Origin of the sequence: Hohaiivirga grylli (genome assembly GCF_039655745.1) — a bacterium.
Taxonomy (GTDB): Bacteria; Pseudomonadota; Alphaproteobacteria; order Rhizobiales; family Beijerinckiaceae; genus Hohaiivirga; species Hohaiivirga grylli.
Genome location: NZ_JBBYXI010000002.1, coordinates 708,975 through 733,866 on the forward strand (window position 1 = coordinate 708,975; position 24,892 = coordinate 733,866).

The 24,892-nt window shown below is 48.4% G+C and carries 23 protein-coding genes; 5 read left to right on the plus strand and 18 right to left on the minus strand.

Annotated features, from left to right (window positions below; genetic code table 11):
- Window positions 1-4: 4 nt before the first annotated feature.
- The 5 genes from ppx to WJT86_RS07650 all read right to left on the minus strand — a co-directional run bounded on the left by ppx (window position 5) and on the right by WJT86_RS07650 (window position 6,227).
- On the minus strand, window positions 5-1,549 hold the full coding sequence (gene ppx / locus WJT86_RS07630) for an exopolyphosphatase (protein ID WP_346336948.1): 1,545 nt from the start codon (window positions 1,547-1,549) through the stop codon (window positions 5-7).
- 4 nt (window positions 1,550-1,553) lie between these two features.
- The gene (locus WJT86_RS07635; protein ID WP_346336949.1) at window positions 1,554-3,755 is read right to left on the minus strand and encodes an RNA degradosome polyphosphate kinase; all 2,202 of its coding nucleotides are present in this window, start codon (window positions 3,753-3,755) and stop codon (window positions 1,554-1,556) included.
- Between the two features lie 84 nt (window positions 3,756-3,839).
- Window positions 3,840-4,523 carry a P-loop NTPase family protein gene (locus tag WJT86_RS07640; protein ID WP_346336950.1) on the minus strand — a complete coding sequence of 228 codons (684 nt, stop codon included), beginning with the start codon at window positions 4,521-4,523 and terminating at the stop codon, window positions 3,840-3,842.
- Entirely contained in the window at window positions 4,516-5,610 is a 1,095-nt protein-coding gene (locus WJT86_RS07645; RefSeq protein ID WP_346336951.1) for an AI-2E family transporter, read from the minus strand. Before WJT86_RS07645 ends, WJT86_RS07640 begins: the two co-directional genes overlap by 8 nt.
- A gap of 86 nt (window positions 5,611-5,696) precedes the next feature.
- Complete coding sequence (locus WJT86_RS07650) at window positions 5,697-6,227, minus strand: CDP-alcohol phosphatidyltransferase family protein (protein WP_346336952.1); 531 nt, start codon at window positions 6,225-6,227, stop codon at window positions 5,697-5,699.
- 261 nt (window positions 6,228-6,488) lie between these two features.
- On the opposite strand from WJT86_RS07650, the gene purM reads away from it, so the two are divergent.
- Together purM and purN are read left to right on the plus strand one after the other, a co-directional pair.
- A complete protein-coding gene (gene purM / locus WJT86_RS07655; RefSeq protein ID WP_346336953.1) occupies window positions 6,489-7,559 on the plus strand; it encodes a phosphoribosylformylglycinamidine cyclo-ligase in 1,071 nt (356 codons plus the stop codon).
- Window positions 7,560-7,566: 7 nt separating this feature from the next.
- Window positions 7,567-8,238: a phosphoribosylglycinamide formyltransferase gene (gene purN / locus WJT86_RS07660; protein ID WP_346336954.1), complete on the plus strand. Its 672-nt coding sequence runs from the start codon at window positions 7,567-7,569 to the stop codon at window positions 8,236-8,238.
- 4 nt (window positions 8,239-8,242) lie between these two features.
- Here purN and WJT86_RS07665 read toward each other — a convergent pair whose 3' ends face one another.
- The 3 genes from WJT86_RS07665 to WJT86_RS07675 all read right to left on the minus strand — a co-directional run bounded on the left by WJT86_RS07665 (window position 8,243) and on the right by WJT86_RS07675 (window position 11,766).
- Window positions 8,243-10,366: a molybdopterin-containing oxidoreductase family protein gene (locus tag WJT86_RS07665; protein ID WP_346336955.1), complete on the minus strand. Its 2,124-nt coding sequence runs from the start codon at window positions 10,364-10,366 to the stop codon at window positions 8,243-8,245.
- 114 nt (window positions 10,367-10,480) lie between these two features.
- Window positions 10,481-10,903, minus strand: a complete 423-nt coding sequence (ndk, locus tag WJT86_RS07670) for a nucleoside-diphosphate kinase (RefSeq protein ID WP_346336956.1) — start codon at window positions 10,901-10,903, stop codon at window positions 10,481-10,483.
- A 167-nt stretch (window positions 10,904-11,070) separates the two neighbouring features.
- Window positions 11,071-11,766, minus strand: coding sequence for a glutathione S-transferase N-terminal domain-containing protein (locus tag WJT86_RS07675; protein WP_346336957.1), 696 nt, complete (start codon window positions 11,764-11,766; stop codon window positions 11,071-11,073).
- Window positions 11,767-12,001: 235 nt separating this feature from the next.
- Between WJT86_RS07675 and WJT86_RS07680 the strand changes: the two genes are divergently transcribed.
- Window positions 12,002-12,271 carry a hypothetical protein gene (locus tag WJT86_RS07680; protein ID WP_346336958.1) on the plus strand — a complete coding sequence of 90 codons (270 nt, stop codon included), beginning with the start codon at window positions 12,002-12,004 and terminating at the stop codon, window positions 12,269-12,271.
- A gap of 48 nt (window positions 12,272-12,319) precedes the next feature.
- Here WJT86_RS07680 and gatB read toward each other — a convergent pair whose 3' ends face one another.
- From gatB to WJT86_RS07700, 4 genes are all read right to left on the minus strand, one after another.
- Window positions 12,320-13,792 (minus strand): Asp-tRNA(Asn)/Glu-tRNA(Gln) amidotransferase subunit GatB, encoded by a 1,473-nt coding sequence (gene gatB / locus WJT86_RS07685; protein WP_346336959.1) that lies wholly within the window; start codon window positions 13,790-13,792, stop codon window positions 12,320-12,322.
- Window positions 13,793-13,876: 84 nt separating this feature from the next.
- Window positions 13,877-15,355 carry an Asp-tRNA(Asn)/Glu-tRNA(Gln) amidotransferase subunit GatA gene (gene gatA, locus WJT86_RS07690; protein WP_346336960.1) on the minus strand — a complete coding sequence of 493 codons (1,479 nt, stop codon included), beginning with the start codon at window positions 15,353-15,355 and terminating at the stop codon, window positions 13,877-13,879.
- A gap of 76 nt (window positions 15,356-15,431) precedes the next feature.
- Complete coding sequence (gatC, locus tag WJT86_RS07695; protein ID WP_346336961.1) at window positions 15,432-15,719, minus strand: Asp-tRNA(Asn)/Glu-tRNA(Gln) amidotransferase subunit GatC; 288 nt, start codon at window positions 15,717-15,719, stop codon at window positions 15,432-15,434.
- A gap of 98 nt (window positions 15,720-15,817) precedes the next feature.
- Window positions 15,818-16,516: a metal-dependent hydrolase gene (locus WJT86_RS07700; RefSeq protein WP_346336962.1), complete on the minus strand. Its 699-nt coding sequence runs from the start codon at window positions 16,514-16,516 to the stop codon at window positions 15,818-15,820.
- Between the two features lie 127 nt (window positions 16,517-16,643).
- Here WJT86_RS07700 and ruvX point away from each other — a divergent pair, with 127 nt between their 5' ends.
- Complete coding sequence (gene ruvX, locus WJT86_RS07705; protein WP_346336963.1) at window positions 16,644-17,144, plus strand: Holliday junction resolvase RuvX; 501 nt, start codon at window positions 16,644-16,646, stop codon at window positions 17,142-17,144.
- On the opposite strand, the gene WJT86_RS07710 is transcribed toward ruvX, so the two are convergent.
- From WJT86_RS07710 to WJT86_RS07735, 6 genes are all read right to left on the minus strand, one after another.
- Window positions 17,145-17,582, minus strand: a complete 438-nt coding sequence (locus tag WJT86_RS07710; protein ID WP_346336964.1) for a PaaI family thioesterase — start codon at window positions 17,580-17,582, stop codon at window positions 17,145-17,147. It lies immediately after the preceding gene.
- A gap of 43 nt (window positions 17,583-17,625) precedes the next feature.
- A complete protein-coding gene (gene bla / locus WJT86_RS07715; protein WP_407066933.1) occupies window positions 17,626-18,447 on the minus strand; it encodes a class A beta-lactamase in 822 nt (273 codons plus the stop codon).
- Window positions 18,448-18,582: 135 nt separating this feature from the next.
- Window positions 18,583-19,698, minus strand: a complete 1,116-nt coding sequence (gene dprA, locus WJT86_RS07720; protein ID WP_346336966.1) for a DNA-processing protein DprA — start codon at window positions 19,696-19,698, stop codon at window positions 18,583-18,585.
- Between the two features lie 4 nt (window positions 19,699-19,702).
- Window positions 19,703-20,350, minus strand: a complete 648-nt coding sequence (plsY, locus tag WJT86_RS07725; protein WP_407066921.1) for a glycerol-3-phosphate 1-O-acyltransferase PlsY — start codon at window positions 20,348-20,350, stop codon at window positions 19,703-19,705.
- An 8-nt stretch (window positions 20,351-20,358) separates the two neighbouring features.
- Entirely contained in the window at window positions 20,359-21,699 is a 1,341-nt protein-coding gene (locus WJT86_RS07730) for a dihydroorotase (protein WP_346336967.1), read from the minus strand.
- Window positions 21,700-21,716: 17 nt separating this feature from the next.
- Window positions 21,717-22,661 carry an aspartate carbamoyltransferase catalytic subunit gene (locus WJT86_RS07735; protein ID WP_346336968.1) on the minus strand — a complete coding sequence of 315 codons (945 nt, stop codon included), beginning with the start codon at window positions 22,659-22,661 and terminating at the stop codon, window positions 21,717-21,719.
- Between the two features lie 145 nt (window positions 22,662-22,806).
- Here WJT86_RS07735 and WJT86_RS07740 point away from each other — a divergent pair, with 145 nt between their 5' ends.
- Window positions 22,807-24,867: a DUF4139 domain-containing protein gene (locus tag WJT86_RS07740; RefSeq protein ID WP_346336969.1), complete on the plus strand. Its 2,061-nt coding sequence runs from the start codon at window positions 22,807-22,809 to the stop codon at window positions 24,865-24,867.
- The last annotated feature ends 25 nt before the right edge of the window (window positions 24,868-24,892 follow it).

Here is a 24,892-nt window from a genome sequence, read left to right on the forward strand (position 1 = left end):
GCTATCAGATAATCTCTATCCGTGTTTCCAGCTTCAAAAGTTTTCCAAGCTGACGCATACGTGTCTCTAAACGCTCTCCATTCAACTCTTCCAGATGTTTTGGAAGCTGAAGGACAATTGTATTGGCAACAACAGCCAATGGAGCCTGAGGTAATATTCCCTTGGTGGCAAACGAGATTGTATAAGCCACACGCATAAGGCCTGCCAGCAATCTGGCCCGCATGAACAGTTGTTCTCCTGCAAGCTCCCTCATTTCTGTACTGGCTTTTGAGGCTGCAATTCCTTCAAAGCGGAAAAAGACGGCAAGTGCCAGAAATGTCCGGCCAGGATGATCAATGCCGACAGTCGCAGCGTGCCCGATAACATTCAGGCTCTGTTCTCCCCGATAATCTGGATGTGAGCGCCAGCTGACATCAGAGAGAAGACAAGCCGCATAACGCAATCGCTGTTCGTATTCTGTTTCCTTGAGGGCTAAAGTCCCAATGAAACGATCGGTCCATAGCGCAAGCTCATGACCATGTTCAGGGCACCGTGATCGTGCAAAGTTAAAATCATTTGCAACAGAGAGAAGCGGATCAATTTTCTTCGTCTCTTCATCAAGCCCTTCAAACAGAAGCCCTTCACGAACACCGTTTGCAGAAATAATAATCTCTGATGGTTTGCCAAGACGAATGATCTCTTCCAGCACAACAGCGCCATAAGCCAGAAGCTGGTGACGGGCACTTGAAATACTATCAATATCCTTAAGTGTTTCAGTTTTTGCCTGCTCCAGCATTTCCAAAAAGCTGAGACTGTCATTCGGACGTATCAGATATCCATGCATCACATGTAAAGGATGGTTCACCTGAGCCTGATGTAGCTTGGCAATGGCACGCCATGTTCCACCAACGGCATAGAACCGGCGCCCTTGCAGGCGTTCCAGATAAGGGGCAGCATTCTTCAGGGTATCTATGGCAATCTTCTGGGCTTTCTTGACGGAGTTTCCAGAGAGATCTTTAAGGGCCAAACCGCCGAGCGGCATGGTAATTCCCTTACCGGTTTCCATACCATCGACTTCAACAAGCTCAAGGCTACCACCACCCAAATCACCAACAATACCATTGGGCTTGTAAAAGCTGGAAATGACTCCAAGACCAGATAAATAAGCTTCGCGTTCACCGGATATGAGCTCAACCTGCCGGCCAATAATCTTCTCGGCTTTTGCCAAGAAAGCAGGCCCATTGCTTGCATCGCGCGCTGCTGCTGTGGCCAGCACCCGAATATCCTGAACCTGTAGCTGTTCGCAGATCAGGCGGAAACGGGATAAGGCCTTTAAAGCCTTTTCCATTCCATCTGCTGGAAGTTTCTTTGTAATCTGGACATTGCGGCCCAAACCACAAAGCATCTTTTCATTATAAATCGGGCTTGGTGTCCGGACTGAGCCTTCATAGACAACCAGACGAACAGAGTTTGAGCCAAGGTCGACAATAGCAATAGGCTTGCTAAGAGCCGGATCACGGCGCATATCAACCTGTTGCTTAAAGAGAACTTCGAGTTCTTTCAGAGCCAATGTTTTATCCTGTCCGTTTTTTATGCTTTGCCAGACGCTTAGGGCTAGACTTGCGCAGAGATTTTCCGCGGCCCGAAAGCGATGGATTTGTCATAAAATACTGGTGGGCATTGAAGGGTTTTTCGTCATCGTCGCGTTTAATACGCGCGCTACCGCCTGATGGCAAGATTGCCCAGCTCTGCTCATTATCAAGGAGATTGGCTTGCATAATCTGATCAAGAACCTGCTCATGCACCGTCTCATTCAGTATTGGCAGTAAAACTTCCACACGACGATCAAGGTTGCGCGTCATCAGATCAGCTGAGGAAATATAGACATGAGCATTTGGGTTGGGCAGGCTTTCGCCATTCCCGAATGCATAGATCCGCTCATGTTCCAGAAAGCGTCCGACAATCGATTTAACGCGAATATTCTCAGAGAGACCTTTAATCCCCGGCCGCAGGCAACAAATCCCTCGAACAATAAGGTCAATCTGAACACCGGCATTACTGGCATCATACAACGCATCAATAATTGTTGGATCGACTAGCGAATTACACTTCAACCAGATGGCGGCAGGTCTCCCGTTCCGCGCACTGTCAATCTCTTCACCGATATGCTGGAGTATCCGCTTCTTCAGTGTCAGCGGTGAAATCGCCATGCGCTCAAGCCCAACTGGCTCGGCATACCCTGTGATAAAATTAAAGACCCGGGATACATCGCGTCCAACAACCGGATCTGCCGTGAAGAACGAGAGATCGGTATAGACCCGCGCTGTCTGCGGATGGTAGTTGCCTGTTCCAATATGGCAATAGCTAACGAGATTGCCACCCTCACGGCGCGCAACCAGCGACAGCTTGGCGTGTGTTTTCAGCTCAAGGAAGCCAAAAACAACCTGTGCCCCTGCCCGTTCCAAATCTTTTGCCCAACGGATGTTGGCTTCTTCATCGAAGCGCGCTTTCAGCTCCACCAAAGCCGTCACTGACTTACCTGCCTCAGCTGCCTCTGCCAGAGCGGCAACAATCGGTGAGTTTGATGATGTGCGATACAAAGTCTGCTTGATGGCAACCACATTCGGATCACGAGCAGCCTGCAGCAAAAACTGCACCACAACATCAAAAGATTCATAAGGGTGGTGAACAATGATATCTTTTTCGCGAATAGCTGCGAAGCAATCACCGCCCTTTTCCCGAACCCGCTCCGGAAAACGCGGATTATATGTTTTGAACTTCAGATCAGGACGGTCAACATCAACCAGCTGCGAGACATCGCGCAGTGCCAATAGACCTTCTGAAACCACAATATTCTCAAGCGGAATTTCTAGTTCTTCAGCCACGAAATAACGGAGCTCTTCCGGCATGGCCTGTTCGACCTCAAGCCGAATAACACTTCCGTGACGGCGCTTGCGTAATGCGCTTTCAAACACCCGCACAAGGTCTTCAGCCTCTTCCATGACTTCAAGGTCACTATCGCGGACAACACGGAAGGTTCCATAGCCAGCAAGCTTATATTCGGGAAAAAGCTTTCCGATGAACATAACAATGGTTTGCTCAAGGGTCACAAAACGTAACTCACCACTGCCCTGAAAGTCTGGGAGGCGGATAAATCTGTCTACCTTGCTGGGTGCACGCACAAGTGCGTTCAAGGCTTTACCTTTTGGCGCTATAAGCTTGAGGGCCAGAGCAGATCCTAAATTTGGAATGAAAGGAAACGGATGAGCTGGGTCAATCGCCAATGGTGTCAAAATGGGGAAGATGTGATTGAGGAAATATTCCTCAAGCCATTCATGATCAGCTTTATTGAGATTCTCGACCTCTGATAAAACAATGCCAACCTTTTCAAGCTCAGCGCGCAATGTCAGCCAACGCTGTTGCTGTTCAGACACCAACTCCCGAATATCGGTGCTGAGTTGTGCTAACTGTTCTTTTGGTGTCAGACCATCTTGCGACAGCGCCGAAACGCGTGAGCGTATCTGCCCTTTAAGGCCGGCAACCCGAACCATGATAAATTCATCAAGGTTATTCGCCGAAATTGTCAGGAAGCGAAGCTGTTCGAGAAGAGGATGATCTAGATTAGCAGATTCTTCCAGCACACGCCGGTTAAACTCAATCCAGGATTGTTCGCGATTAAAAAAGCGTTCGGGTAAAGACCTTATATCTTCATCCTTACCAGTCTCTATGGAAACGGCAGAGCCTGCTTTGGCCCTTCCGGCTGTATCCTTATCCATAAAAGCTCCTGCATAACAGACGGCTTCTCAGCCGCTTTTTATATTATGCTCTTATTCAATGAACTGTCCATTACGAAACAGTATTTAAACATCGTTCTCTTCACGGCCGAGAATGTCAGATACCATTGTTTTGGTTATACGCCGACGACGGCTCAATGCCTCTTTATCAAGGAGAGATACCAGCTTTTCAGCTCGCGAGAGTGAACGTGCAAGCCGCACAACGATATACTCAATGATCGAGGTATCAACGATCAGCTGCCGATCCATGAAAAGCTTCACCAATACGGCGCCCAACAATGCATTATCAGCCGCTTCCATAGAGACACTCGGAGCCAACCTTAACCGTGAGACGAGATCGGGCGTATTAAGCCCCCACTCACCTAAAGGTTTAGCCGCGGTGATAACCACATAACTTCCTTTTTCGCGTGTAAGGTTCAGCAGATGAAAGAAAGCAGCCTCATCAATCAGAGCCTGATCAGCATCCTCAATCAGCAAAGCCCCATTTGAGGCCAGATGTGGCACCCGATCTTTTGTCAGAGCGAAAGCATCTATTGTCCACGCATGCGCCTGCTCGGCCCAAATTGCAGCAAGGTGGCTTTTTCCACTTCCCTCAGGCCCGAATAACAAAAGAACATTATCGGGCCACTCGGGCCATGCCTCAAGAAGATTATAGGCAAGCTCGTTTGAGGGGCTAACGAGAAAGTCTTCTCTGCCAAATCTTGGTTCCATACCAAGATCAAAAGTAAGCTGTTTTGGATTATCAGTCATTTTTCTTACTTCTTGACGCTTTGGGTTTCTCTCCAAGATACAGGCTGCTTTCAAGATACTTTGTAGATGCAAAACGAACGAGCACCCCAATAACAGCAGCCATAGGAGCAGCAATTAAAAGACCACCAAAACCAAAGACAGAACCAAAGGCAAACAGCGCAAACATCAGCCAGACCGGGTGAACTCCGATAGCGTTGCCCACCAGTTTCGGCGAAAGAATATTTCCTTCAATGAACTGCCCACCCAAAAAGACACCTAGTGTTGCCGCAACCATAGGCCATTCTGGCCAGAACTGCGCAATAGCAACACCGACTGCAAGAACAAGCCCCGTCAAAGATCCGACATAAGGAATGAAACTTATTAGCCCGGCAACCAGACCAATCATGACACCAGAATTCAAGCCTATCAGCCACAGACCGGTTGCATAGATCAGTCCAAGGAGCAGACAAACCAAGAACTGGCCTCTGAAGAAGCCATCCAGAGCTGCACTGATTTCACGCCCCAACTGCCAAACCGTTTCCGCATGCTGGACCGGTATGTACGCATTTATCGTTTTCATCAGAGAACGCCAATCTACCAGCAGGTAGAAAACCACGACAGGTGTAATCACTACGAGAGAAGCGAACGAAACCAGAGCCTGCCCACCAGAAACGAGAGAACTCAGGAATGTACCAATCCAGGTTGCAGCCTGAGCTGTAAATTCTCCCATATTCTTCTGTATCTGGGGAACGAGATCATGACTGTTAAAGCGGTTGAGCAAATATGGAACAAACTCAGATATAAAAGCCTGTAACCGCTCAATATCTGAGGGCAACCTAGCGGCCAAAGCAGACAGTTGATGGACAAGTGCCGGGATTCCGAGAAGCAACAGAAAAGCCATGATCAGCACGATACCTGACATAATCAGCACCGTTGCCATTAAACGAGAGAAACGTTTGGTTTGAAGCCAATTCGCAATCGGATTTAACAGATATGTAATCACCAGTGCGACAATAAACGGTAAAGCGACACTCCATAGCAGCCATAGCGCGCCCAAAAAGACGACACCAATGACAGTCCAGAAAACAGTCTCCTTGTTGAATTTCATATTTATCTCTCGACATAAACTTTCTGGACTAGATGTAGCTTAAAGTTTTCTTTTAACAACACCAACATGGGATTTATACCTGTTATTCAGCCATCCATATGCCGCATCCACCCCATAAAATATGCTGAAGCAGAGGCAATTGTCAGAGCAGTTACCGTCAACATAAGTGCAAAATTAACGGCACTGATATCAATACCAAACGCATTTGCGCCAAGAAGAGCAGCTGCATACGATATCTGGGCGGCCGTATTGAGCTTACTGATAATCAGCGGTTTAATCTCTATCGGCTTATCCATAACCCAAGAAAGAATAACGGCACTGACAATCAAGATATCCCGAAAGACAACAATAATAACAAACCATGCAGGCAAGAGCTTGATTGCAGCCAGTGTTACAAAAATTGACACCATCAAAGCCTTATCAGCTAAGGGGTCAATATAGGCACCAAACTCACTTTGCATATTAAAGCGACGGGCAATAAAACCATCCAGCCCGTCTGATATGCCTGCAATAACAAATAAGGCAAAGGCAAAGCCCCAGTTCTCGGAAAGGATCATGACAATCACAACCGGAACAATGACGAGACGTGCTATCGTGATGAGATTTGGTATAGTCATTTCAATTACTTCGTTCAGTTCCCTAACTTAATCATCGCTCATCAGGATTACGAGGCCTGAATACAAAAGATTTATGACAAATCAATATCAAGGGGCGCAGGCGTGTTCATAATTCGTTGTTACTAATGAAAATTGCATCAATTCTCTTGCGCTTCGCCGCATAGAACTTTACTCACAACGGTATTCCGCCATCTTCCATGCAAGATGGATGCTGGTGCCCGTTTATATGTTGATACGGTATAAAACCGTAAAGGTGAAACCATGGCTGAGAATAGCAAAAATAGTATGACATACGCCCAGTCCGGGGTTGATATTGATGCTGGCAATGCCATGGTTGAGCAGATTAAACCACTTGTTAAAGCAACGCGCCGCTCTGGTGCAGATGCGGAAATTGGTGGGTTTGGCGGTCTGTTTGATCTTAAGGCGGCCGGATTTAAGGACCCAATCCTTGTTGCAGCCAATGACGGCGTTGGCACCAAGGTCAAGATTGCAATTGAGAGCGGCATTCACCACACAATCGGTATTGATCTTGTTGCCATGTGTGTGAACGATATCATCGTTCAGGGTGCTGAGCCCCTTCTGTTTCTCGATTATTTTGCCACAGGCAAGCTTGCCCCATCCGTTGGTGTTGAGATTGTCAGAGGTATTGCAGAGGGCTGTTTACAGGCAGGCTGTGCGCTCATTGGTGGTGAAACGGCAGAGATGCCGGGTCTCTATTCAGATGGCGACTATGATCTGGCCGGTTTTGCCGTTGGTGCGGCAGAACGTGGAACACTTCTGCCGAAGAATGTGTCTGAAGGTGATGTGCTGATTGGCCTTCCGTCCTCGGGTGTTCACTCAAACGGGTACTCACTGGTCAGAAAGATCGTTGAAGTTTCCAAGCTGTCATGGAATGACCCTGCCCCGTTTAAACCAGATTATCCACTTGCTCTCGCCCTGCTTGAGCCAACACGTATCTATGTGAAGCCGCTGCTTAAAGTGATCCGCTCAACAGGCGCTATTCACGGGCTGGTACATATTACAGGCGGTGGCTTCCCTGAGAATATTCCACGCATTCTGCCACAAGGCCTTGGCGCAAGACTGGACCTCTCCAGTTTCTCTTTACCACCTGTCTTTAAATGGCTTGCTCAGGTTGGCAATGTTGCAGAACATGAAATGTTGCGCACGTTCAACTGTGGTTTCGGCATGATTGTTGTCGCAGAGGCTGGCAGGGAAACTAAGGTTCTCTCAGCCTTGGAAGCAGAAGGCGAAAAAAAGCCTGTCATCATTGGCTCCATCGTCAAGCACCATTCTGGTGAACGCGTTGAAACCGTTGGTTCTCTCGCACTTTGAGGATTTCATGAACAAGACATCCGAGAAGAAAAGAATTGCAGTTCTGATTTCAGGCCGCGGTTCAAATATGCTTTCTCTCCTTAAATTGAGAAATGAAAGCGATTTTAACGGTCTGTTCTCTCTTGTCTTATCCAATAAAGCTGATGCGAAAGGCCTTGAGACCGCACGCAATGAAGGCATTGAAACGGTTTTTATTGATCATAAAGCTTTCCCAGATCGTGAGAGTTTTGACCGTGAGATGCATGCCACATTGCTAAACCACAAGATTGATTTTGTGGTTCTCGCAGGCTTCATGCGCATTCTCTCATCATGGTTTGTTGAGCAGTGGGAAGGTCGGATGATCAACATTCATCCATCCCTGCTCCCCTTATTTCGTGGCGTTGACACACACCGTCGTGCCCTTGAGGAAGGCGTTCGCCTTCATGGCTGCACCGTGCACTATGTTGTCCCTGAACTTGATGCAGGCCCAATCATTGCCCAAGCAGCCGTCCCTGTATTGCCTGATGACACCGAAGAAAACCTAGCCAGCCGTGTTCTTAAGCAAGAGCATATTCTCTATGCCCAGGCACTTAAAATGATATGTAACCACACGGTTTGCCTAGAGGGCGGTAAAGTCCTCTACCAAAAGAACGGCGCATTGCAGCAGGAAACGGCACAGTTAAGCGCACCGTTTGCATAGAAGATTACCCGCTAAAGCCCTCATATTCATGAGGTTTGCACTTTCTTAAAGACACATGATTGTCATGGAAGGCTGCGCCGCCATAGGGCGCTGGCGTATCCGCCCCTGTGAGGGTGTTAATACCACGCCCATCGGGATGCGCCTCATTTGGCCAGATGCCCTCTGCAATCAGAACACCCGGCTTAACACCATCAAACACCCGGGCTCGCAGCAAGACACTACCACGTTTATTTTCCAGACAAACCCATTCATCTGTAGCAACCCCTGCGGCACGTGCATCATCTGGATGCACCATCACTTGCGGATAAGCTTCTTTCGCAATGGAGCTAGGCGTTTCAGTAAAACTGGAATTCAGAAAATTTCTGGCTGGTGAAGTTGCCAATCTGAACGGGTAGAGATTGGTTGCCTCCTCAATAACGTCCCAATGGTCAGGCATCTTTGGCATCTGCTGCCAAGGGCCTGTAAGGCCGTTATTCTTGTTCGGAACAGTCGCCCAGTCCGGTTTAAAGCGAAACTTGCCGTCAGGAAAACCAAAACCTTTAATAAAATGCCCATCTTCAAAGGTTACAGGAATAATCTTGTGAACCTCTTCCTCAAGCTGCTCCAATGTTCCCCAACCAGAATCCTCTAAAATACGATCGGCAACTTCGCGAGACGTCTGCTTAAAAGCGCTGTAGTCTACGTCAAGCCTGTGAGCGAGATCAGATATAACATCATGGTTTGAGCGGCATTCTCCGGGTGGCTCAATCAGCTTGGGGCCAGACTGAATATTGGACTGTCCACCAGCTGAATAGATATCATCATGTTCAACAAATGTTGTTGCTGGCAGTACAATATCAGCCATCAACGCCGTTTCTGTCATAAACTGCTCGTGGACACAGACAAACAGATCATCCCGTAAGAAGCCCTGCTTTACCAGCTCCTGCTCAGGTGCAACCGAAACCGGGTTGGTGTTCTGTATCAGCATGGCTCGAACTGGAGGCCCATTTCTCAGCGCTTGAGCATCGCCTGTCAGCACACGTCCGATCTGTGATTGATCCAATTGCCTGACGGAAGGATCAACATAGCTCTCAGCCTCAATGACCTTTCTATCCCAATGATAGATGCCGCCATAATTAAAGAAAGCACCGCCTCCTTCATATTGCCATGCACCTGTAACAGCCGGAATGCTCAAGGCGGCATGCATATTGACAGAGCCATTGCGCTGACGTGCAAATCCGTAGCCTAAACGGAAGAATGTCTTTTTCGTCTCACCAATAAGCTTGGCAAACGCCTCAATCTCTTCAAAGCTTAGGCCCGTAATATCAGATGCCCATTGTGGGGTTTTGTCTGCCAGATGCTGATGCAGCTCATGGGGATGGTCCGTATAGCGTTCAAGATACTCCCAATCAGCGAAGCCGTCCCGAAACAGAATATGCATAACAGCACAGGCGAGCGCACCATCAGTCCCCGGGCGTAATATCAAAGGCATATCGGCCTGTTTGACCGTCGCGTTGTCATAGATATCAATGACAACAAGCTTGGCACCTCGCTCTTTGCGTGCCTTCATGACATGGGTCATGACATTAACCTGCGTGTGAACAGGATTTGTTCCCCAGATCACGATACAATCGGATTGTGCCATCTCAAGAGGATTAACACCCAGCATTGTACCCGTACCGGCAAGATATCCTGTCCAGGCAAGTGTCGTGCAGATTGTTGAGTATTGTCCGGAATATTTCTTGATATGCCGCAGAGCATTTATGCCATTACGCATAACATGGCCCATTGTGCCGGCATAATAATAAGGCCAGACTGCTTCTGAACCATACGCCTCTTCCGTCTCACGGAATTTTGAGGCCACAACCGTCATGGCTTCATCCCAACTGATGCGCTCAAACTGGCCAGAGCCCTTGGGCCCGACACGCTTTAACGGATACAGAAGACGGTTTGGATTATGAACACGCTCGGCATAACGGGCAACCTTGGCGCAAATAACACCAGCGGTATACGGATTACTTTTCGCACCATAGACACGGCCAATTCGGCCACCGTCATGAATATCAATTTCCAGAGAACACGTTGAAGGGCAATCATGCGGGCAAACCGAAGACTTACGCTCAACGGATATTTTGCGTGCGACAGGCATCTTTACAAATCATCCCTGTTTTCTGGAAACAGATATGACAATGTAAATTTTTACGACACAAGGCAATAAAAAAGGCGACCATCCGGCCGCCTTTTTAGATAAAGTTTATAGAATTTAGCCAACAATCTCATTACCAGCAAAGAACTGGGCAATTTCAATTGCAGCATTTTCACGGCTGTCAGAACCGTGAACGGTATTTTCGCCAACCGACAGCGCAAACAGCTTACGGATTGTACCTTCAGCAGCATTTGCAGGGTTTGTTGCACCCATAACATCACGGTAACGGACGATAGCGTCTTCACCTTCGAGAACCTGTACAACAACAGGGCCAGAAACCATGAAATCAACCAGCTCACCAAAGAACGGACGCTCACGGTGAATGGCATAGAATGTTTCCGCCTGAGCACGTGTCATCTGAACACGCTTCTGCGCAACGATCCGCAGACCAGCCTTTTCAATAACAGCATTAACCGAACCTGTCAGGTTACGCTTTGTTGCATCGGGCTTAATAATTGAAAAGGTATGTTCTACAGCCATCTTAGGTATCCCGTTTGTTTATAGATTAAAATCGGTGCGTCTCTATATCGCTTAAGCAAGCAAACGACAAGCTCTGTCTGATACTCACGCGAACACCGAAATATTGCTCAAGTACCATAGAAATAAAGAAATAGCGGAGTATTCGAATACTCCGCTATCCTAATGTATTATCTGGCTTTTTGACCGAACAGAACAGCCTGAACTGCAGGATCCTGCATATTATTAGCCTCACGGGACGCTTCACTTAAAGCCAAGCCCTTCTGTACGGCAGGGCGAGCCAAGACATCTTCAAGCCAACGTTTAACATGAGGAAAATCTTCAATGTTCTGGCCTTGTCGTTCCCAAAGTTTAGCCCAGCCAACGATAGCCATATCAGCAATTGAATAGTCACCTGCAACAAACTTATTATCTGCAAGACGCTTATTAAGAACTCCATACAAGCGATTGGTTTCATTTGTATATCGTTCAATTGCATATGGTACTTTCTCAGGGGCATAAACACGAAAATGATGTGTCTGCCCCAACATTGGTCCAAAGCCTGCCATCTGCCAGAACAGCCATTCATCAACCAGGACACGCGCTCTTTCATCCTGCGGATAGAACTTCCCGGTCTTGCGACCGAGATACTGAAGGATCGCTCCAGATTCAAAAATAGATATTGGTTTTCCGTCTGGACCATCAGGGTCGATAATTGCCGGCATCTTGTTGTTTGGAGAAATCTTCAGGAAGTCAGATTTGAACTGATCTCCCTTACCGATATTGACCATATGAACATTATACGGCAGCCCGCATTCTTCAAGCATGATGGAGATTTTCCAACCATTCGGAGTTGGCCAGTAATACAGTTCAATCGGATTAGACATCTTTTTCTCCTCTGAGGCTGCGCAAGATCGCCCTCAGTATTTAAGGCCATTCATTCAGCTACAAGCTTTACCCTATGAAAAAATGGCTTGCATAGTATGCAGCTAATTGCCTGAAAGTAGCAATCAAAAGCTCTTGTCAAACGCAATAAAAATAGAACAAATAAAGAACAAACAATTTCTACCGCCTATATTACTAATCAATTTCACAACCATCAACTTTGAAAAGGGTTCTTACATGCGCCTGTTTCTTTCCCTTCTTTTGTCGGCATCTCTCATTTCTTTTACCCCTGCTCTTTCAGTTGCCCAGACAGCAGCGAAAAAGCCAGAAGTTCAGAAAGGCCAAACTGAAAAGGTAATCAGTCCCGGTCAGCTGGCAGCACGGGAACGCCAGAAGACCTGCGGCGTGGAATGGAAGAAAATCAAAGGAACAAAAGCTGCTGACGGTAAGGCCTGGCCACAATTCTGGAGTGAGTGCAACAAACGCCTGAAAGGTCAGCAGGCTTAAACCCCCTTAAAATGAGAACGCCGCCTTTCGGCGGCGTTCTCATCGCAATCATTCAATACCAAGTTTGCTCTTAAGCAGTTCATTCACCGCCTGCGGGTTGGCCTTACCGCCCGTAGACTTCATAACCTGCCCCACGAACCAGCCAAGCAATGTTGGCTTTTCCTTAGCCTGTTCAACTTTATCCGGATTGGCAGCAATGATTTCATCAATTGCCTTTTCAATGGCACCGGTGTCTGTCACCTGCTTCATGCCGCGCTGTTCAACGACGTCGCGTGGGTTACCACCTTCAGTCCAGATAATTTCGAACAGATCTTTAGCAATCTTGCCTGAAATAACCTTTTCGCCGATCAGATCAACGATTTCGCCAAGCTGAGCAGCTGAAACCGGAGAATTCTCAATATCAAGGCTTTCCTTGTTCAGACGGCCAAACAGCTCGTTAATGACCCAGTTCGCAGCAATCTTGCCATCACGGCCCTTAGCAACTTCTTCATAGAAATCACCAAAGACGCGCTCCAGAACCAGAACTCCGGCATCATAGGCTGGAATTCCGTATTCTGCCATGAAGCGGGCTTTCTTTTCATCAGGAAGCTCTGGCAGGTCTTTCGCCAGATTATCGATGAATGCCTGATCAAATTCCAATGGCAACAGATCTGGATCCGGGAAGTAGCGGTAATCGTGTGCTTCTTCCTTGGAGCGCATGGAGCGTGTCTCACCCTTGGATGGGTCAAACAGGCGTGTCTCCTGATCGATCTCGCCACCATCTTCGAGAATACCGATCTGGCGACGGGCTTCATATTCGATAGCCTGACCGATAAAGCGGATAGAGTTGACGTTCTTGATCTCACAACGCGTACCAAGCGGCTCACCCGGGCGACGAACAGAAACGTTTACGTCTGCACGCAGATTGCCCTTTTCCATGTCACCATCGCAGGTACCGAGGTAACGCAGAATGGTGCGGAGCTTTGCAACATAGGCCTTGGCTTCATCAGATGAGCGCATATCAGGCTTGGAAACAATCTCCATCAGGGCAACGCCAGAACGGTTCAGATCAACAAAGCTCATGGTTGGATGCAGATCATGGATTGATTTACCGGCATCCTGCTCAAGATGCAGACGTTCAACGCCCACATTGATTGTTTCATCTTCTGAAACGTCAACAGTCACAACACCCTCACCGACAATCGGGTATTTGAACTGGCTGATCTGGTAGCCTTGTGGCAAATCAGGATAGAAGTAGTTTTTGCGATCAAAAACAGAGCGTTTATTAATCACGGCATTCATGCCAAGCCCGGTACGAACGGCCTGACGCACGCATTCCTCGTTAATAACGGGAAGCATGCCTGGCATGGCTGCATCAACGAATGATACGTGATCGTTCGGCTCACCACCGAACTTTGTCGAGGCACCAGAAAAAAGCTTTGCTTCACTGGCAACCTGAGCGTGAATTTCCATACCGATAACGACTTCCCAGTCGCCCGTTGCTCCCTTGATGAGCTTCTTCGGATTGATCGGTGCGTTCATGTGTTATCTCGTCTCGTATAAGCGATTAACGGGGTTATCATTTCCCGCAAAGGAGGCTGGCAGACAGGTGCCAGCCAGATTCAATTACCACCAGCGTTCTGGCAGCTGGCTGACGCCTGCTGCATTTTCAAGAACCTGACCGGCTGCAAAGAGTGTCTCTTCGTCAAACGGCTTGCCAATCAACTGCAAGCCAAGTGGCAGCCCTTGGGCATTGTGTCCAGCAGGAACCGTAATGCCTGGCAGACCAGCCATGTTGACGGTTACGGTGAAGACGTCATTGAGATACATCTCAACCGGATCAGCAGATACCATTTCACCAATGCCAAATGCAGCTGTTGGTGTCGCTGGTGTCAGAATCGCATCAACGCCGGAAGCGTAGACATTATCGAAATCCTGCTTAATCAGTGAACGAACCTTCTGGGCCCGTACGTAGTAAGCATCATAATAGCCGGCAGAGAGAACATATGTTCCGATCATGATACGGCGCTTCACTTCAGCACCAAAACCTTCTGCACGGGTATTCTCGTACATCTCGTTGATGTCCTTGCCGAGTGAACGTTGGCCGTAACGGACGCCATCGTAACGTGCAAGGTTTGAAGAAGCTTCTGCAGGTGCAACAATGTAATACACAGCAAGAGCTTCACGGGTATGGGGCAGAGAAATCTCAACAATCTCAGCACCGGCATCACGCAGCCACTGCGCCCCCTTGCTCCAAAGCCCATCAATCTCTGAAGACATGCCTTCCATACGGTATTCTTTCGGAATACCAATCTTGAGGCCCTTCACACCGCGATTAATGGCAGCTTCAAAATCCGGAACAGCCATGGAAACAGATGTTGTATCCTTTGCATCCGGGCCAGACATGGAGCGCAGCATAATGGCAGCATCCTGAACCGTTCTGGTAATCGGACCGGCCTGATCAAGGGATGATGCAAAGGCGACAACGCCCCAGCGTGAGCAACGACCATAAGTCGGTTTAATACCAACCGTACCCGTAAAAGCAGCTGGCTGACGGATAGAACCACCAGTATCAGTCGCTGTTGCACCAAGGCAAAGACGTGCAGCGACAGCCGCAGCAGAACCACCGGAAGAGCCACCCGGCACAATCTTTGCTGTATCGTTGTTGCGGCGCCAAGGAGAAACCACAGGGCCAAAAGCGCTGGTCTCGTTGGATGACCCCATAGCAAACTCGTCAAGATTGAGCTTACCGAGCAGAACTGCACCGTCACGCCACAGTTGCGATGTCACGGTTGATTCATACTGAGGAATAAAGCCCTTTAAAATCTTGGAAGCAGCTGTCGTCTGCACATCCTTCGTGCAGAAAAGATCTTTAATGCCAAGCGGGATACCCTCAAGCGGGCCAGCTTCGCCTTTTGCAATACGCTCATCCGAGGCCTTTGCCATAGCAAGGGCCTGCTCTGGAGTTTCCGTAATATAGGCGTTCAGCTCACGAGCCTTCTCGATAGCTTCAATATGCGCCTTAGCCAGTTCAACCGCCGAATATTCTTTGGCTGCAAGCCCCTTACGGGCACCGGCAATGGTGAGATTGGTAAGATCGGTCACGGAATTCATTCCTTAAATGCCCGCCATTTTGCTTGTACGGACGTCATCTTAAAAAATCGCTGAAGTGGTCGAATGTTTACTCAACCACTTTTGGAACGACAAAGAAGTTGTCTTCTGTCTCAGGAGCATTACGCACGATAAGCTCAGCATAACCGCCATCGGTTACACCATCCTGACGCTTCTTCATCTCCATCGGAATGACTGAGGTCATTGGCTCAACGCCATCAACATTAACCTCACTCAATTGCTCGACGAAGGAGAGCATAGCATTCAGCTCATCCTGCAAATGAGGAACAGCTTCCTCGGCAACAGCGATACGCGCCAGTTTGGCGATACGACGTACAGTGGTCTGATCAACCGACATTGTGTCTGTTCATCCTTGAATATCGTTACAAAAATAGTCTGGAAACGGCTATAACACCGCCATAGCGCAAACTGCAATGGAGCATTTTGCGTTATCTGTTAGATGGTTACTCTTAATCCCTTCTGCGGGACAATAACCTGAATACCGGAATCATCCATTGCAGCAACAAATTTATCTGCATTTGGCTCAATAATTGGGAATGAGCCATAGTGACACGGGATAACAGCTTTTGGCTTGAAGAACTTTTTAATTGCCAGAGCGGCAGTCTCCGGCCCCATCGTAAAACGGTCACCGATCGGAGCGATGATCACATCAGGGGCATAAATCTCATTGATCAATGCCATATCGCCAAAGATATCCGTATCACCCATATGATAGACTGTCGGCTCACCATCAGCCCGTACAACAAAACCATTCGCACTTCCAAGCGGGAAACCAACATCCTGCTCAATCAAACCTGCTGAATGATCTGCCCGCACAAGACTTGCCCTAAAACCACCCTGATCAGTTGTGCCACCTGTGTTCATCGGATCAAGGTTCTCAATCCCTTGGTTGCCAAGATATGTGCAGAGATCAAAGTTGGTGACAATCTTAGCACCGGTTTTCCTGGAAATCTCAGGCGCATCGCCAATATGATCCCCATGTCCATGGGTAATCAGAATATGCGTAACACCTTCAGCAGCCTGATCAACAGTTCCCTGAAAAGCTGGATTATCTGTAAAATATGGGTCAATCAGGACAACCTTATCAGCAAAATCAAGCCTGAAGGCAGAATGCCCAAACCATGTTATCTTCATTGTCGAACCTCGTGATCCGAATTTAAAGTGAATGCCAGCTTGTAACGTGAAGCGGCTCAGAATATTGAACTGAAGGACAGACTGCCATTTTATGGTTGTGGCGGCAAGAGATTGAAACGGTAGATTAATGCTAAATGCGCAGGATCAGGCACTTCTGGAACTTTTCGGAAAGCTCACCAAAGGCAACCGCCTCATAGGCATTGATCTTGGCACCAAGACAATTGGCCTTGCCCTGTCTGACATTGAATACCGCATCGCCTCACCACTAGAGACGATCAAACGTGTAAAGTTCACACCTGATGCAATCAAGCTCAAGAGCCTGATTGAGCAGTTTAATGTGGGCGGGTTGGTCTTTGGCCTTCCGCTGAACATGGATGGTTCTGAAGGCCCACGCGTTCAGGCAACCCGTGCCTTTGCCCGTCAGTTCAAAACCATACTGGATATCCCTGTCCTGTTCTGGGATGAGCGGATGTCAACGCTTGCTGTTACACGAACCCTGCTTGAAGCCGATGCTTCACGGGCCCGACGCGCAGAACTCGTCGATAAAATGGCAGCATCCTATATTCTGCAAGGTGTTCTCGACAGATATCAGGCCCTGCAACGTAAAACGGCTGAAAACGATCTGTAATCAGCCTGATTTAGCCGTTACCGGAATCATCGTTCCCTGCATGATTGCAACATGCTTACGCTGCCCGGCATCGTCTTCTGACCAGATATCCGCAGATACAACGACAAGACGCCGCCCTGCTTTGATAACACGACCATCTGCAATAAGGCGGCCTGTTCCCGGTGAAAGCAGGTTGATTTTCAGTTCCACAGACATGACATCGGCATCTTCCGGCATAACACTCAAAGCGGCGTAACCTGCAGCAGAATCACCAAGCGCAAAGATCAACCCAGCATGGGCAACACCCTGCTGCTGCTTGAAACCATCATTTACGGGTGCGGCAATGACAACACGGCCCTGCTCTATTGAGACAAGATTTGCCCCAATAGAACCCATCATGGCCTGACGCTTAAAATTCTCTGTTATCCGGTTTTGTATCTCAACACTTGCATTCATCATCAGGCCACTTACCCCATTTCAGGCATCATTCTTATACGGGCTACTATGGCGTATTTAGTGAGTTGGCAAGCACAGCGCCCAATCTGGCAATAGCCTGATTGCTATCCTGCATGGATGCTTCTGTCTGCGTGATATAGATACCAACAACCAACGGCTTTTTCTCTGGTGGCCAGATAACGGCTATAATTGAACGTGAGCCATGCTCACCAGCGCCTGTCTTGTCTGCAATCTTCCATCCCTTGGGTAGCGTTGAGCGCAAGAGTGCATCGGCAACTTTATCATCAACCATCCACTGACGAAGCAGATCTCTTGAAGCCTCAGACAATCCATCACCAAGGGTTAGCTTTTTTAAGGTCTTTACAACGGCATTCGGTGTTGTCGTATCACGCAAGTCACCGGGCGTTGCCTCATTCAAATCAGGCTCAAGACGATCAAGCCGCGTCTCAGTATCACCGATTGAGCGTAAATATGCTGTTAGGCCTTCTGGCCCGCCAATCTGTTCCAAAACCAGGTTGATAGCCGTGTTATCGCTGTATTCAGTCGCAGCAACACACAGCTCACCGAGCGACATGCCTTTACTGACGAACTTCTCTGTCACAGGTGAATAGGTCACAAGATGGGTTTTATTGAACGAGATAATCTTACTTGGTGCCAGTTCCTTGGCATCAGCCTTTGCCAGCATAGCGCCACAGGCAAGAGCCTTGAAGGTACTGTTAAGCGGGAAACGCTCATCACCTCGATAATTCCAGCTCTGATCTGTCTGGGTATTAATAACGGAAATTCCGATACGCGCTTTCAGCGTTGTTTCTTCAGCTTTGGCAGCTTCTGTCAGTTTTTCGGCATCCAGCGCATAGGCTGACGACATGGTAAGAGCAAAAGTACCGACAACAGCAAGGTTACGCAGCAAACTTATCTTCAATTTCAATCTCCATTCATGAATGGCGGCATGAAGCAGTTACGATTTTATCCGTGTTCAAATTGTGGCTGATTTCTTCAAAGTTTAAGCAGATAGGGCAACACGGTTTCCCGCACTTCTCTCCAGACGACCGGTAAGTTCCAGCTCAAGAAGGGCTGTCTGGATGACACGAAAAGATAAACCTGACATCTGCACAATATCATCAACACTCGTTGGAACCGGGCTTAAAAACTGCAAAACCTTTTCTGTTTCCTGAGGGCTCGGCAGGTGATCTGTCAGTAGCTCAGAATGTTCTGGCAAACTGGCTTCCTGTTTCTGTGCACTCAGTCGTCCCAGCCCCAGTACAGGCTCCAGAGCTTCAATAATGTGCTCAGTACTCCCGCAAAGTATTGCCCCCTGTCGGATCAGCTCATTTGGCCCCTCTGCCCTTGGGTCTAGAGGTGAGCCGGGCACAGCAAAAACCTCCCGCCCCTGATCAAGAGCCAGATTAGCAGTGATCAGAGAACCAGAGCGTTTAGCCGCCTCCACCACGACAACCCCATAAGAAAGGCCGGAAACAATTCGGTTGCGACGAGGGAAATCCCGTGCACGAGGCTCCCAGTTCAATGGCATCTCACTGATAACAAGACCACCATTGTCCACGATCGCATCTGCAAGCGGGATATTCTGGGACGGGTAAACTTTCATATGTCCACCCGCAATAACAGCAATTGTCCCCCTAACAAGACTTGCCTGATGGGCTTTCGTGTCAATGCCACGAGCTAACCCTGATACAACCGTAAAACCAGCCTCACCCAGTTGCCGCGCCAGCCTCTCAGTCATACGTAGACCGGCAGCAGATGCATTACGGGAACCAACAATGGCAACCATTGGCCTATGCAAAGCCTGCATATCACCTTTCATTGTGAGCAAGGGCGGAGCTGTATCAATTTCCCGAAGTAAGCTTGGGTAGCGCTCATCACATGATGGAATAAAGGTAATACCTGAAAGCCGTGCCAGCGCCAGCTCCTTCTCAGCTTCAGATTTATCTGGAATCCTGATGAAAAGCTTACCACTCCGCCTTGCCAGTTCTGGCAAAGCATCAACTGCATTTGCAGCTGTCCCGAATTGCGCAACAAGCGACTGAAAAGTTTTCGGCCCGATATTGTCAGAGCGAATGAGGCGTAACCAATCTATCAGTTCCTCATCGCTTAACTGCAAGAGCCTATCCTTTCTGACCGATCTTGCCTTCCTTGCCATCCAGAAGGCGTCTGATGTTATCCTGATGCTTCCACCATAAAAGCAGAACCATCAGCAGCGCGATACACGCCATAAGGCTAGTGCCAAAATAGAATAGCGAAAGAGCTGAAACGACACTGGCGCAAAGTGCGGCTAATGATGAATAGCGGCTTATAAAAGCAACCCCAAGCCAGACAACGGCAAAAACAAGTGCTGCCGGCCAGCAGAGGCCCAGCAGGCAGCCAAGGAATGTTGCAACACCCTTACCGCCCCGGAAATGAAGCCAGACAGGAAACAGATGTCCGATGAAAGCTCCCAGAGCTGCGGCAATGCAGGCATAGTAAACATATTCAGGAAAAAACAGCACTTTTGTCAGAAGAACAGCAAAAGTTCCTTTAAGGGCATCCCCCAACAGCGTTGCAACAGCGACGCCCTTTCGACCAGTACGCAAAACATTGGTCGCCCCGATATTTCCCGAGCCAATGCTGCGGATATCACCCAGACCAGCCATGCGGGTAAAAATCACGCCAAAAGGAATGGAGCCACAAAGATAGCCGAAAACAAGCCCACCTGTCATGAAGAATACAACAAGTGTCCAGTGCGTTATAATTACTGAATAAAGGCTTTCATGCATTTCTGGCTTTATCCTTCTACCTCCTCATCCGGGACATAGTTCTGCTCCGGGTGCAGAGTATCGAATACAATTTTGCCAGCCACCATTGTCAAAACCACACGCCCCTGTAAACGGGCATCTTCAAATGGCGTGTTCTTTGAACGGGAAAACAGCTTATCTTTATCGACCACATAAGGCTCGTCAGGATCAAAGACAATAATGTCAGCAGGCGCTCCGGGACGCAGACGCCCTCCGGGCAGCCCCAGAATTTCAGCAGGCCGAGTGGAAAGCGCACGCATGAGCTTAGCCAGTGAAATATGACCGGAATGCACCAGACGCAAAGATGCCGACAGCAATGTCTGCAAACCAATGGCACCATTAGCAGCATCTGCAAAAGGCAACCGTTTGGTCTCGACGTTCTGTGGGTTGTGATCAGACACAATCACATCAATAAGCCCTTCAGAGAGAGCCGCAATCACTGCCTGACGGTCATCTTCATCACGTAGCGGTGGGGTCAGTTTAAAGAAGGTTCGGTAATCACCGATATCATTTTCGTTGAATGTCAGATTATTGATTGAAACGCCACAGGTGAACGGCAGGCCATTCTCTTTGGCTTTACGTGCAATATCAATTGAATCTGTGCAGGAAATCATCGCTGCGTGATAGCGTCCACGTGTGAGACGTACGAGCCGGATATCCCGCTCCAGCATAATCGTCTCGGCTTCACGTGGAATACCTACCAGACCAAGGCGCGATGCAAGCAGCCCCTCATTCATGACCCCATTAGCAACGAGATGCGGATCTTCAACATGCTGACAAACCAGTGCACCAAGATCTGCAGCATAAGTCAAAGCGCGGCGCATGACCTGAGCATTGGTAACACTACGGCTGCCATCGGTGAATGCAACAGCACCAGCCTCCCTCAGAAGCCCGAACTCTGTCATCTCCTGCCCCAACGTACCCTTCGTCAGGGCAGCCATCGGCCTGATATTGACGATTGCCGTATCGTGAGCGCGCCGCAGGATATAATCAACAGTTGCCGGTGTATCGACAACCGGGTTTGTTTCCGGCATGGAAATAACTGTCGTAATACCCCCAGCCGCCGCAGCTTTACTGGCTGTCAGCAGGGTTTCTCGTGAAGCTGCACCCGGCTCGCCAATGAAGGCACGCATATCAATCAGACCAGGAGCAACGATACGTCCTCCGCAATCAATCACTTCATAATCAGCCGAGGCCTTGGGGCGCGGACTTTCAGAAATTCCCTTGATCAGCCCATCCCGGATTGTCAGACTTCCCGGAACTGGTTTCTCGTTTACTGGGTCGAGTATCTGCGCATTGACAAGCAGCAGCGGACGTTCATTCGCTTTCATATTAAGCTCCTTATCAATCAGCCGTTTGGCAAATGGGTTGCAAGTGCTTCGAGCACGGCCATACGTACGGCAACACCCATTTCAACCTGTTCACAAATTAGCGATTGCGGCCCGTCAGCAACTTCAGACGAGATTTCGACACCCCGGTTCATTGGACCCGGGTGCATCACAAGCGCGTCTTCTTTTGCAAAAGACAGCTTTTCAGCATCAAGCCCGTAGTAACGGAAGTACTCAGAGACTGACGGGATGAAGGAGCCACTCATACGCTCAAGCTGCAAACGCAGCATCATGACAATGTCAACGCTTCGCAGACCTTTACGCATGTCCGTAAAAATCTCAAATCCGAATTTCTCAATTCCCGGTGGCATCAGGGTTGTCGGCCCAATCAACCGGACGCGTGCCCCCATCGCTCCAAGAAGCAGCATATTCGATCGTGCAACGCGGGAGTGTAGAATATCACCACAGATTGCAACTGTTAGTCCCTGCAACTGCCCCTTGTTCCGGCGGATGGTGAGGGCATCGAGCAGTGCCTGAGTCGGATGTTCATGCGCACCATCACCGGCATTGATCACTGAACAGTCAACCTTGCGGGCCAGAAGATGGACGGCACCAGCTGACTGATGTCTTACAACAATCAGATCAGGCCGCATGGCATTAAGCGTTGCGGCCGTATCAATCAGGGTTTCGCCCTTTTTGACCGATGATGAGGCAACAGACATGTTCATGACATCAGCCCCCAAGCGCTTGCCCGCAATCTCAAAGGAAGATTGCGTTCGGGTGGAAGGTTCAAAGAACAGATTGATCTGTGTGCGGCCGCTGAGTGTGTTTTTCTTCTTCTCAATTTGTCGTGAAACACCGACCTGTTGGTCTGCTAGATCGAGAAGATAGTTGATATCCAAGGGGCTGAGCCCCTCAATGCCAAGCAAATGGCGATGCGGGAAAGAAGGCTTTAAAGTTTTCATCTCAAAGAACTGGCTATAGACGGAAGTTAGTCATCCCGCAAGAAAAGATGCTCAAGCCTAGCTATCGACATAGGTCTTATATTACCATCCAATAGTCGAAGATTTCATGCAGCAGCGTGTTAAGTTACAAACTCAAGGGTTGAAAATGCGATATTTTCCTACAAAAACATTAGCTCTCAGCCTCTCTGTAAGCCTCATCGCATTGACTGCACATGCCGCAGAATCATCCGCTCCTGTTACGAGTGTTCGCCTCTCATCTGGCGGCCTGGCAGAAGTAAGCAGGGAAATATCTGTTAAAGGACAAACTGACTTCGCTCTCACCGTACCACTTGAGCATGTCAATGATGTTCTCAAAACCATAAGCATCAACGATCCGGCCAAGGCCAGAAACAGTGTGACATTGGCAAGTGTCAAAAATCCATGGAAAGCTTTCCAGAATGTACCGGGAGCATCAGATTTAACAATAAACCTCGGTAGCTTCCTGCAGGCCTTTAAGGGCCAGACGGTAACAGTCACCAACAATGGTAAATCTGTAACAGGTCAAATTGTAACAATTGAGCAGCAAACCCTGGAAACGACAAAAGAGCAAAGCAGGAAAACATATCTTCTGACCATTTTCAGCAACGGCAAACTGTCAACATTTGATCTTCAACAGGTCGAAGTCAGCTTTAATGACCCTGCCCTGCGCACAAAAATGCAATCTGCTTTTACTGATATGGCAGCAACACAATCCAGCAACACCCGTAATATTGACATTCATTTTGATGGTGAAAATGAACGGAAAGTGGCTCTCAACTATATCGTTCCGGCCCCCGTCTGGAAAGCAACATACCGCCTCATATTAAAGCCTGACAATAAAAACGCAGAATTACAAGGATGGGCGATTATTGAAAATGACACCAGTGATGACTGGAATGACATTCAGCTAACCCTTTCTTCCGGTAGCCCTGTCACGCTCTACCAGAAGCTGTATCAGTCCTATTATACCTCTCGCCCGGAAATTCAGATTTATACGCCTAAGGGAATTGTGCCCCGCGCAACCAACCCGCAGGAATTCAATCTGAGTCTGAATAAAGATGAGTCTGACTCTGTTGCATCAGACGTAAGAGAAAGAAAAAAACTCTCAGGGCAGATGCGACAACAAAAAGAGATAGCTTTAAGCAGGAATACTGCACTTATGGGAGCAGACGCACCTTTATCGCCCCCTGCACCGGAATACGCAGCAAAGCCAGTTTCTCTGTCAAACAGCATTGAATCTGATGTCTCTGCAACCTTCACGCTTGCTCAACCTGTAACCCTTGCTCAAGGACAATCACTGACAACCCAGTTCTCCAGTAATGACATTTCTGCAAGTCGCGTCTCTGTCTTTCAGACACAACTCGGCATACCTAACCCGGTTGCCGGCCTTATTTTGGAAAATACCAGCGGTTCATCCTTCCCCTCTGGGATCATGACAGTGTTTGATCCCGAAACCGGCTACGTCGGTGACGCGCAACTCATTAATCTGTCAGCAAAGGACATCACCACAGTTTTGTTTGCGACAGATAAAAAGGTTACAATCTCAAGTGAGGCTGAACAAAATAATATTGTGTCGAAAGTTACTTTTGCGAATGGCCTGCTAAAAACGCAGACATCCCAGCAGTACAAAACCACCTATACAATTAAAGGTGCTTCCGATGATGACCGGACGATCATTATCGAGCATCCGCGCAGATCAGGCTTTACATACAGCAGTCCAGACTTAAGCAGTGACACGGGAAAATTTGCCCGCCTGAAAGTCTCGGTTAAAAAGGGTGAGACCGTAAAATCAGTACTGACTGAAACAAGAATATTAGAGCAGAGTTACTCGGCAATTGACCTTGAAAATTCAGCACCACAACTCGCCCTGTTACTGAAGAATGCTGCTCCTGAAGTGAAGGACTCTGAAAAAATTGCAATCATTGAGAGTATAATGACCAAGATTGCGACCGAGAAACAGGCCTTCTCAAGCTATGAGACAGAAATCAGCCGGATCAATAGCGATCAGGCCCGTATACGCTCAAACTATCAGGCCATATACGGCAAGGGTGATCTTGCAGAGCAATATCTGAAAACAATGGCAGAACAGGAAAAACAGCTACAGAAAATTGCAAACGCAAGAGCCATCATCGAGAAGAACCTTCAGACACTCAGAAATGAGCTGGCTGAAAAGCTAAAGACTTTATAAGAAAGACCTATTAAGTCTGATAATA

What these genes read in the sequence shown, in the direction of transcription:
- WJT86_RS07635 (WP_346336949.1), bottom strand. Translation starts at nt 3,755, where the DNA reads ATGGATAAGGATACAGCCGGAAGGGCCAAAGCAGGCTCTGCCGTTTCC.
- WJT86_RS07640 (WP_346336950.1), bottom strand. Translation starts at nt 4,523, where the DNA reads ATGACTGATAATCCAAAACAGCTTACTTTTGATCTTGGTATGGAACCA.
- WJT86_RS07645 (WP_346336951.1), bottom strand. Translation starts at nt 5,610, where the DNA reads ATGAAATTCAACAAGGAGACTGTTTTCTGGACTGTCATTGGTGTCGTC.
- WJT86_RS07650 (WP_346336952.1), bottom strand. Translation starts at nt 6,227, where the DNA reads ATGACTATACCAAATCTCATCACGATAGCACGTCTCGTCATTGTTCCG.
- purM (WP_346336953.1), top strand. Translation starts at nt 6,489, where the DNA reads ATGGCTGAGAATAGCAAAAATAGTATGACATACGCCCAGTCCGGGGTT.
- purN (WP_346336954.1), top strand. Translation starts at nt 7,567, where the DNA reads ATGAACAAGACATCCGAGAAGAAAAGAATTGCAGTTCTGATTTCAGGC.
- WJT86_RS07665 (WP_346336955.1), bottom strand. Translation starts at nt 10,366, where the DNA reads ATGCCTGTCGCACGCAAAATATCCGTTGAGCGTAAGTCTTCGGTTTGC.
- ndk (WP_346336956.1), bottom strand. Translation starts at nt 10,903, where the DNA reads ATGGCTGTAGAACATACCTTTTCAATTATTAAGCCCGATGCAACAAAG.
- WJT86_RS07675 (WP_346336957.1), bottom strand. Translation starts at nt 11,766, where the DNA reads ATGTCTAATCCGATTGAACTGTATTACTGGCCAACTCCGAATGGTTGG.
- WJT86_RS07680 (WP_346336958.1), top strand. Translation starts at nt 12,002, where the DNA reads ATGCGCCTGTTTCTTTCCCTTCTTTTGTCGGCATCTCTCATTTCTTTT.
- gatB (WP_346336959.1), bottom strand. Translation starts at nt 13,792, where the DNA reads ATGAACGCACCGATCAATCCGAAGAAGCTCATCAAGGGAGCAACGGGC.
- gatC (WP_346336961.1), bottom strand. Translation starts at nt 15,719, where the DNA reads ATGTCGGTTGATCAGACCACTGTACGTCGTATCGCCAAACTGGCGCGT.
- WJT86_RS07700 (WP_346336962.1), bottom strand. Translation starts at nt 16,516, where the DNA reads ATGAAGATAACATGGTTTGGGCATTCTGCCTTCAGGCTTGATTTTGCT.
- ruvX (WP_346336963.1), top strand. Translation starts at nt 16,644, where the DNA reads ATGCTAAATGCGCAGGATCAGGCACTTCTGGAACTTTTCGGAAAGCTC.
- WJT86_RS07710 (WP_346336964.1), bottom strand. Translation starts at nt 17,582, where the DNA reads ATGATGAATGCAAGTGTTGAGATACAAAACCGGATAACAGAGAATTTT.
- bla (WP_407066933.1), bottom strand. Translation starts at nt 18,447, where the DNA reads ATGTCGTCAGCCTATGCGCTGGATGCCGAAAAACTGACAGAAGCTGCC.
- plsY (WP_407066921.1), bottom strand. Translation starts at nt 20,350, where the DNA reads ATGCATGAAAGCCTTTATTCAGTAATTATAACGCACTGGACACTTGTT.
- WJT86_RS07730 (WP_346336967.1), bottom strand. Translation starts at nt 21,699, where the DNA reads ATGAAAGCGAATGAACGTCCGCTGCTGCTTGTCAATGCGCAGATACTC.
- WJT86_RS07735 (WP_346336968.1), bottom strand. Translation starts at nt 22,661, where the DNA reads ATGAAAACTTTAAAGCCTTCTTTCCCGCATCGCCATTTGCTTGGCATT.
- WJT86_RS07740 (WP_346336969.1), top strand. Translation starts at nt 22,807, where the DNA reads ATGCGATATTTTCCTACAAAAACATTAGCTCTCAGCCTCTCTGTAAGC.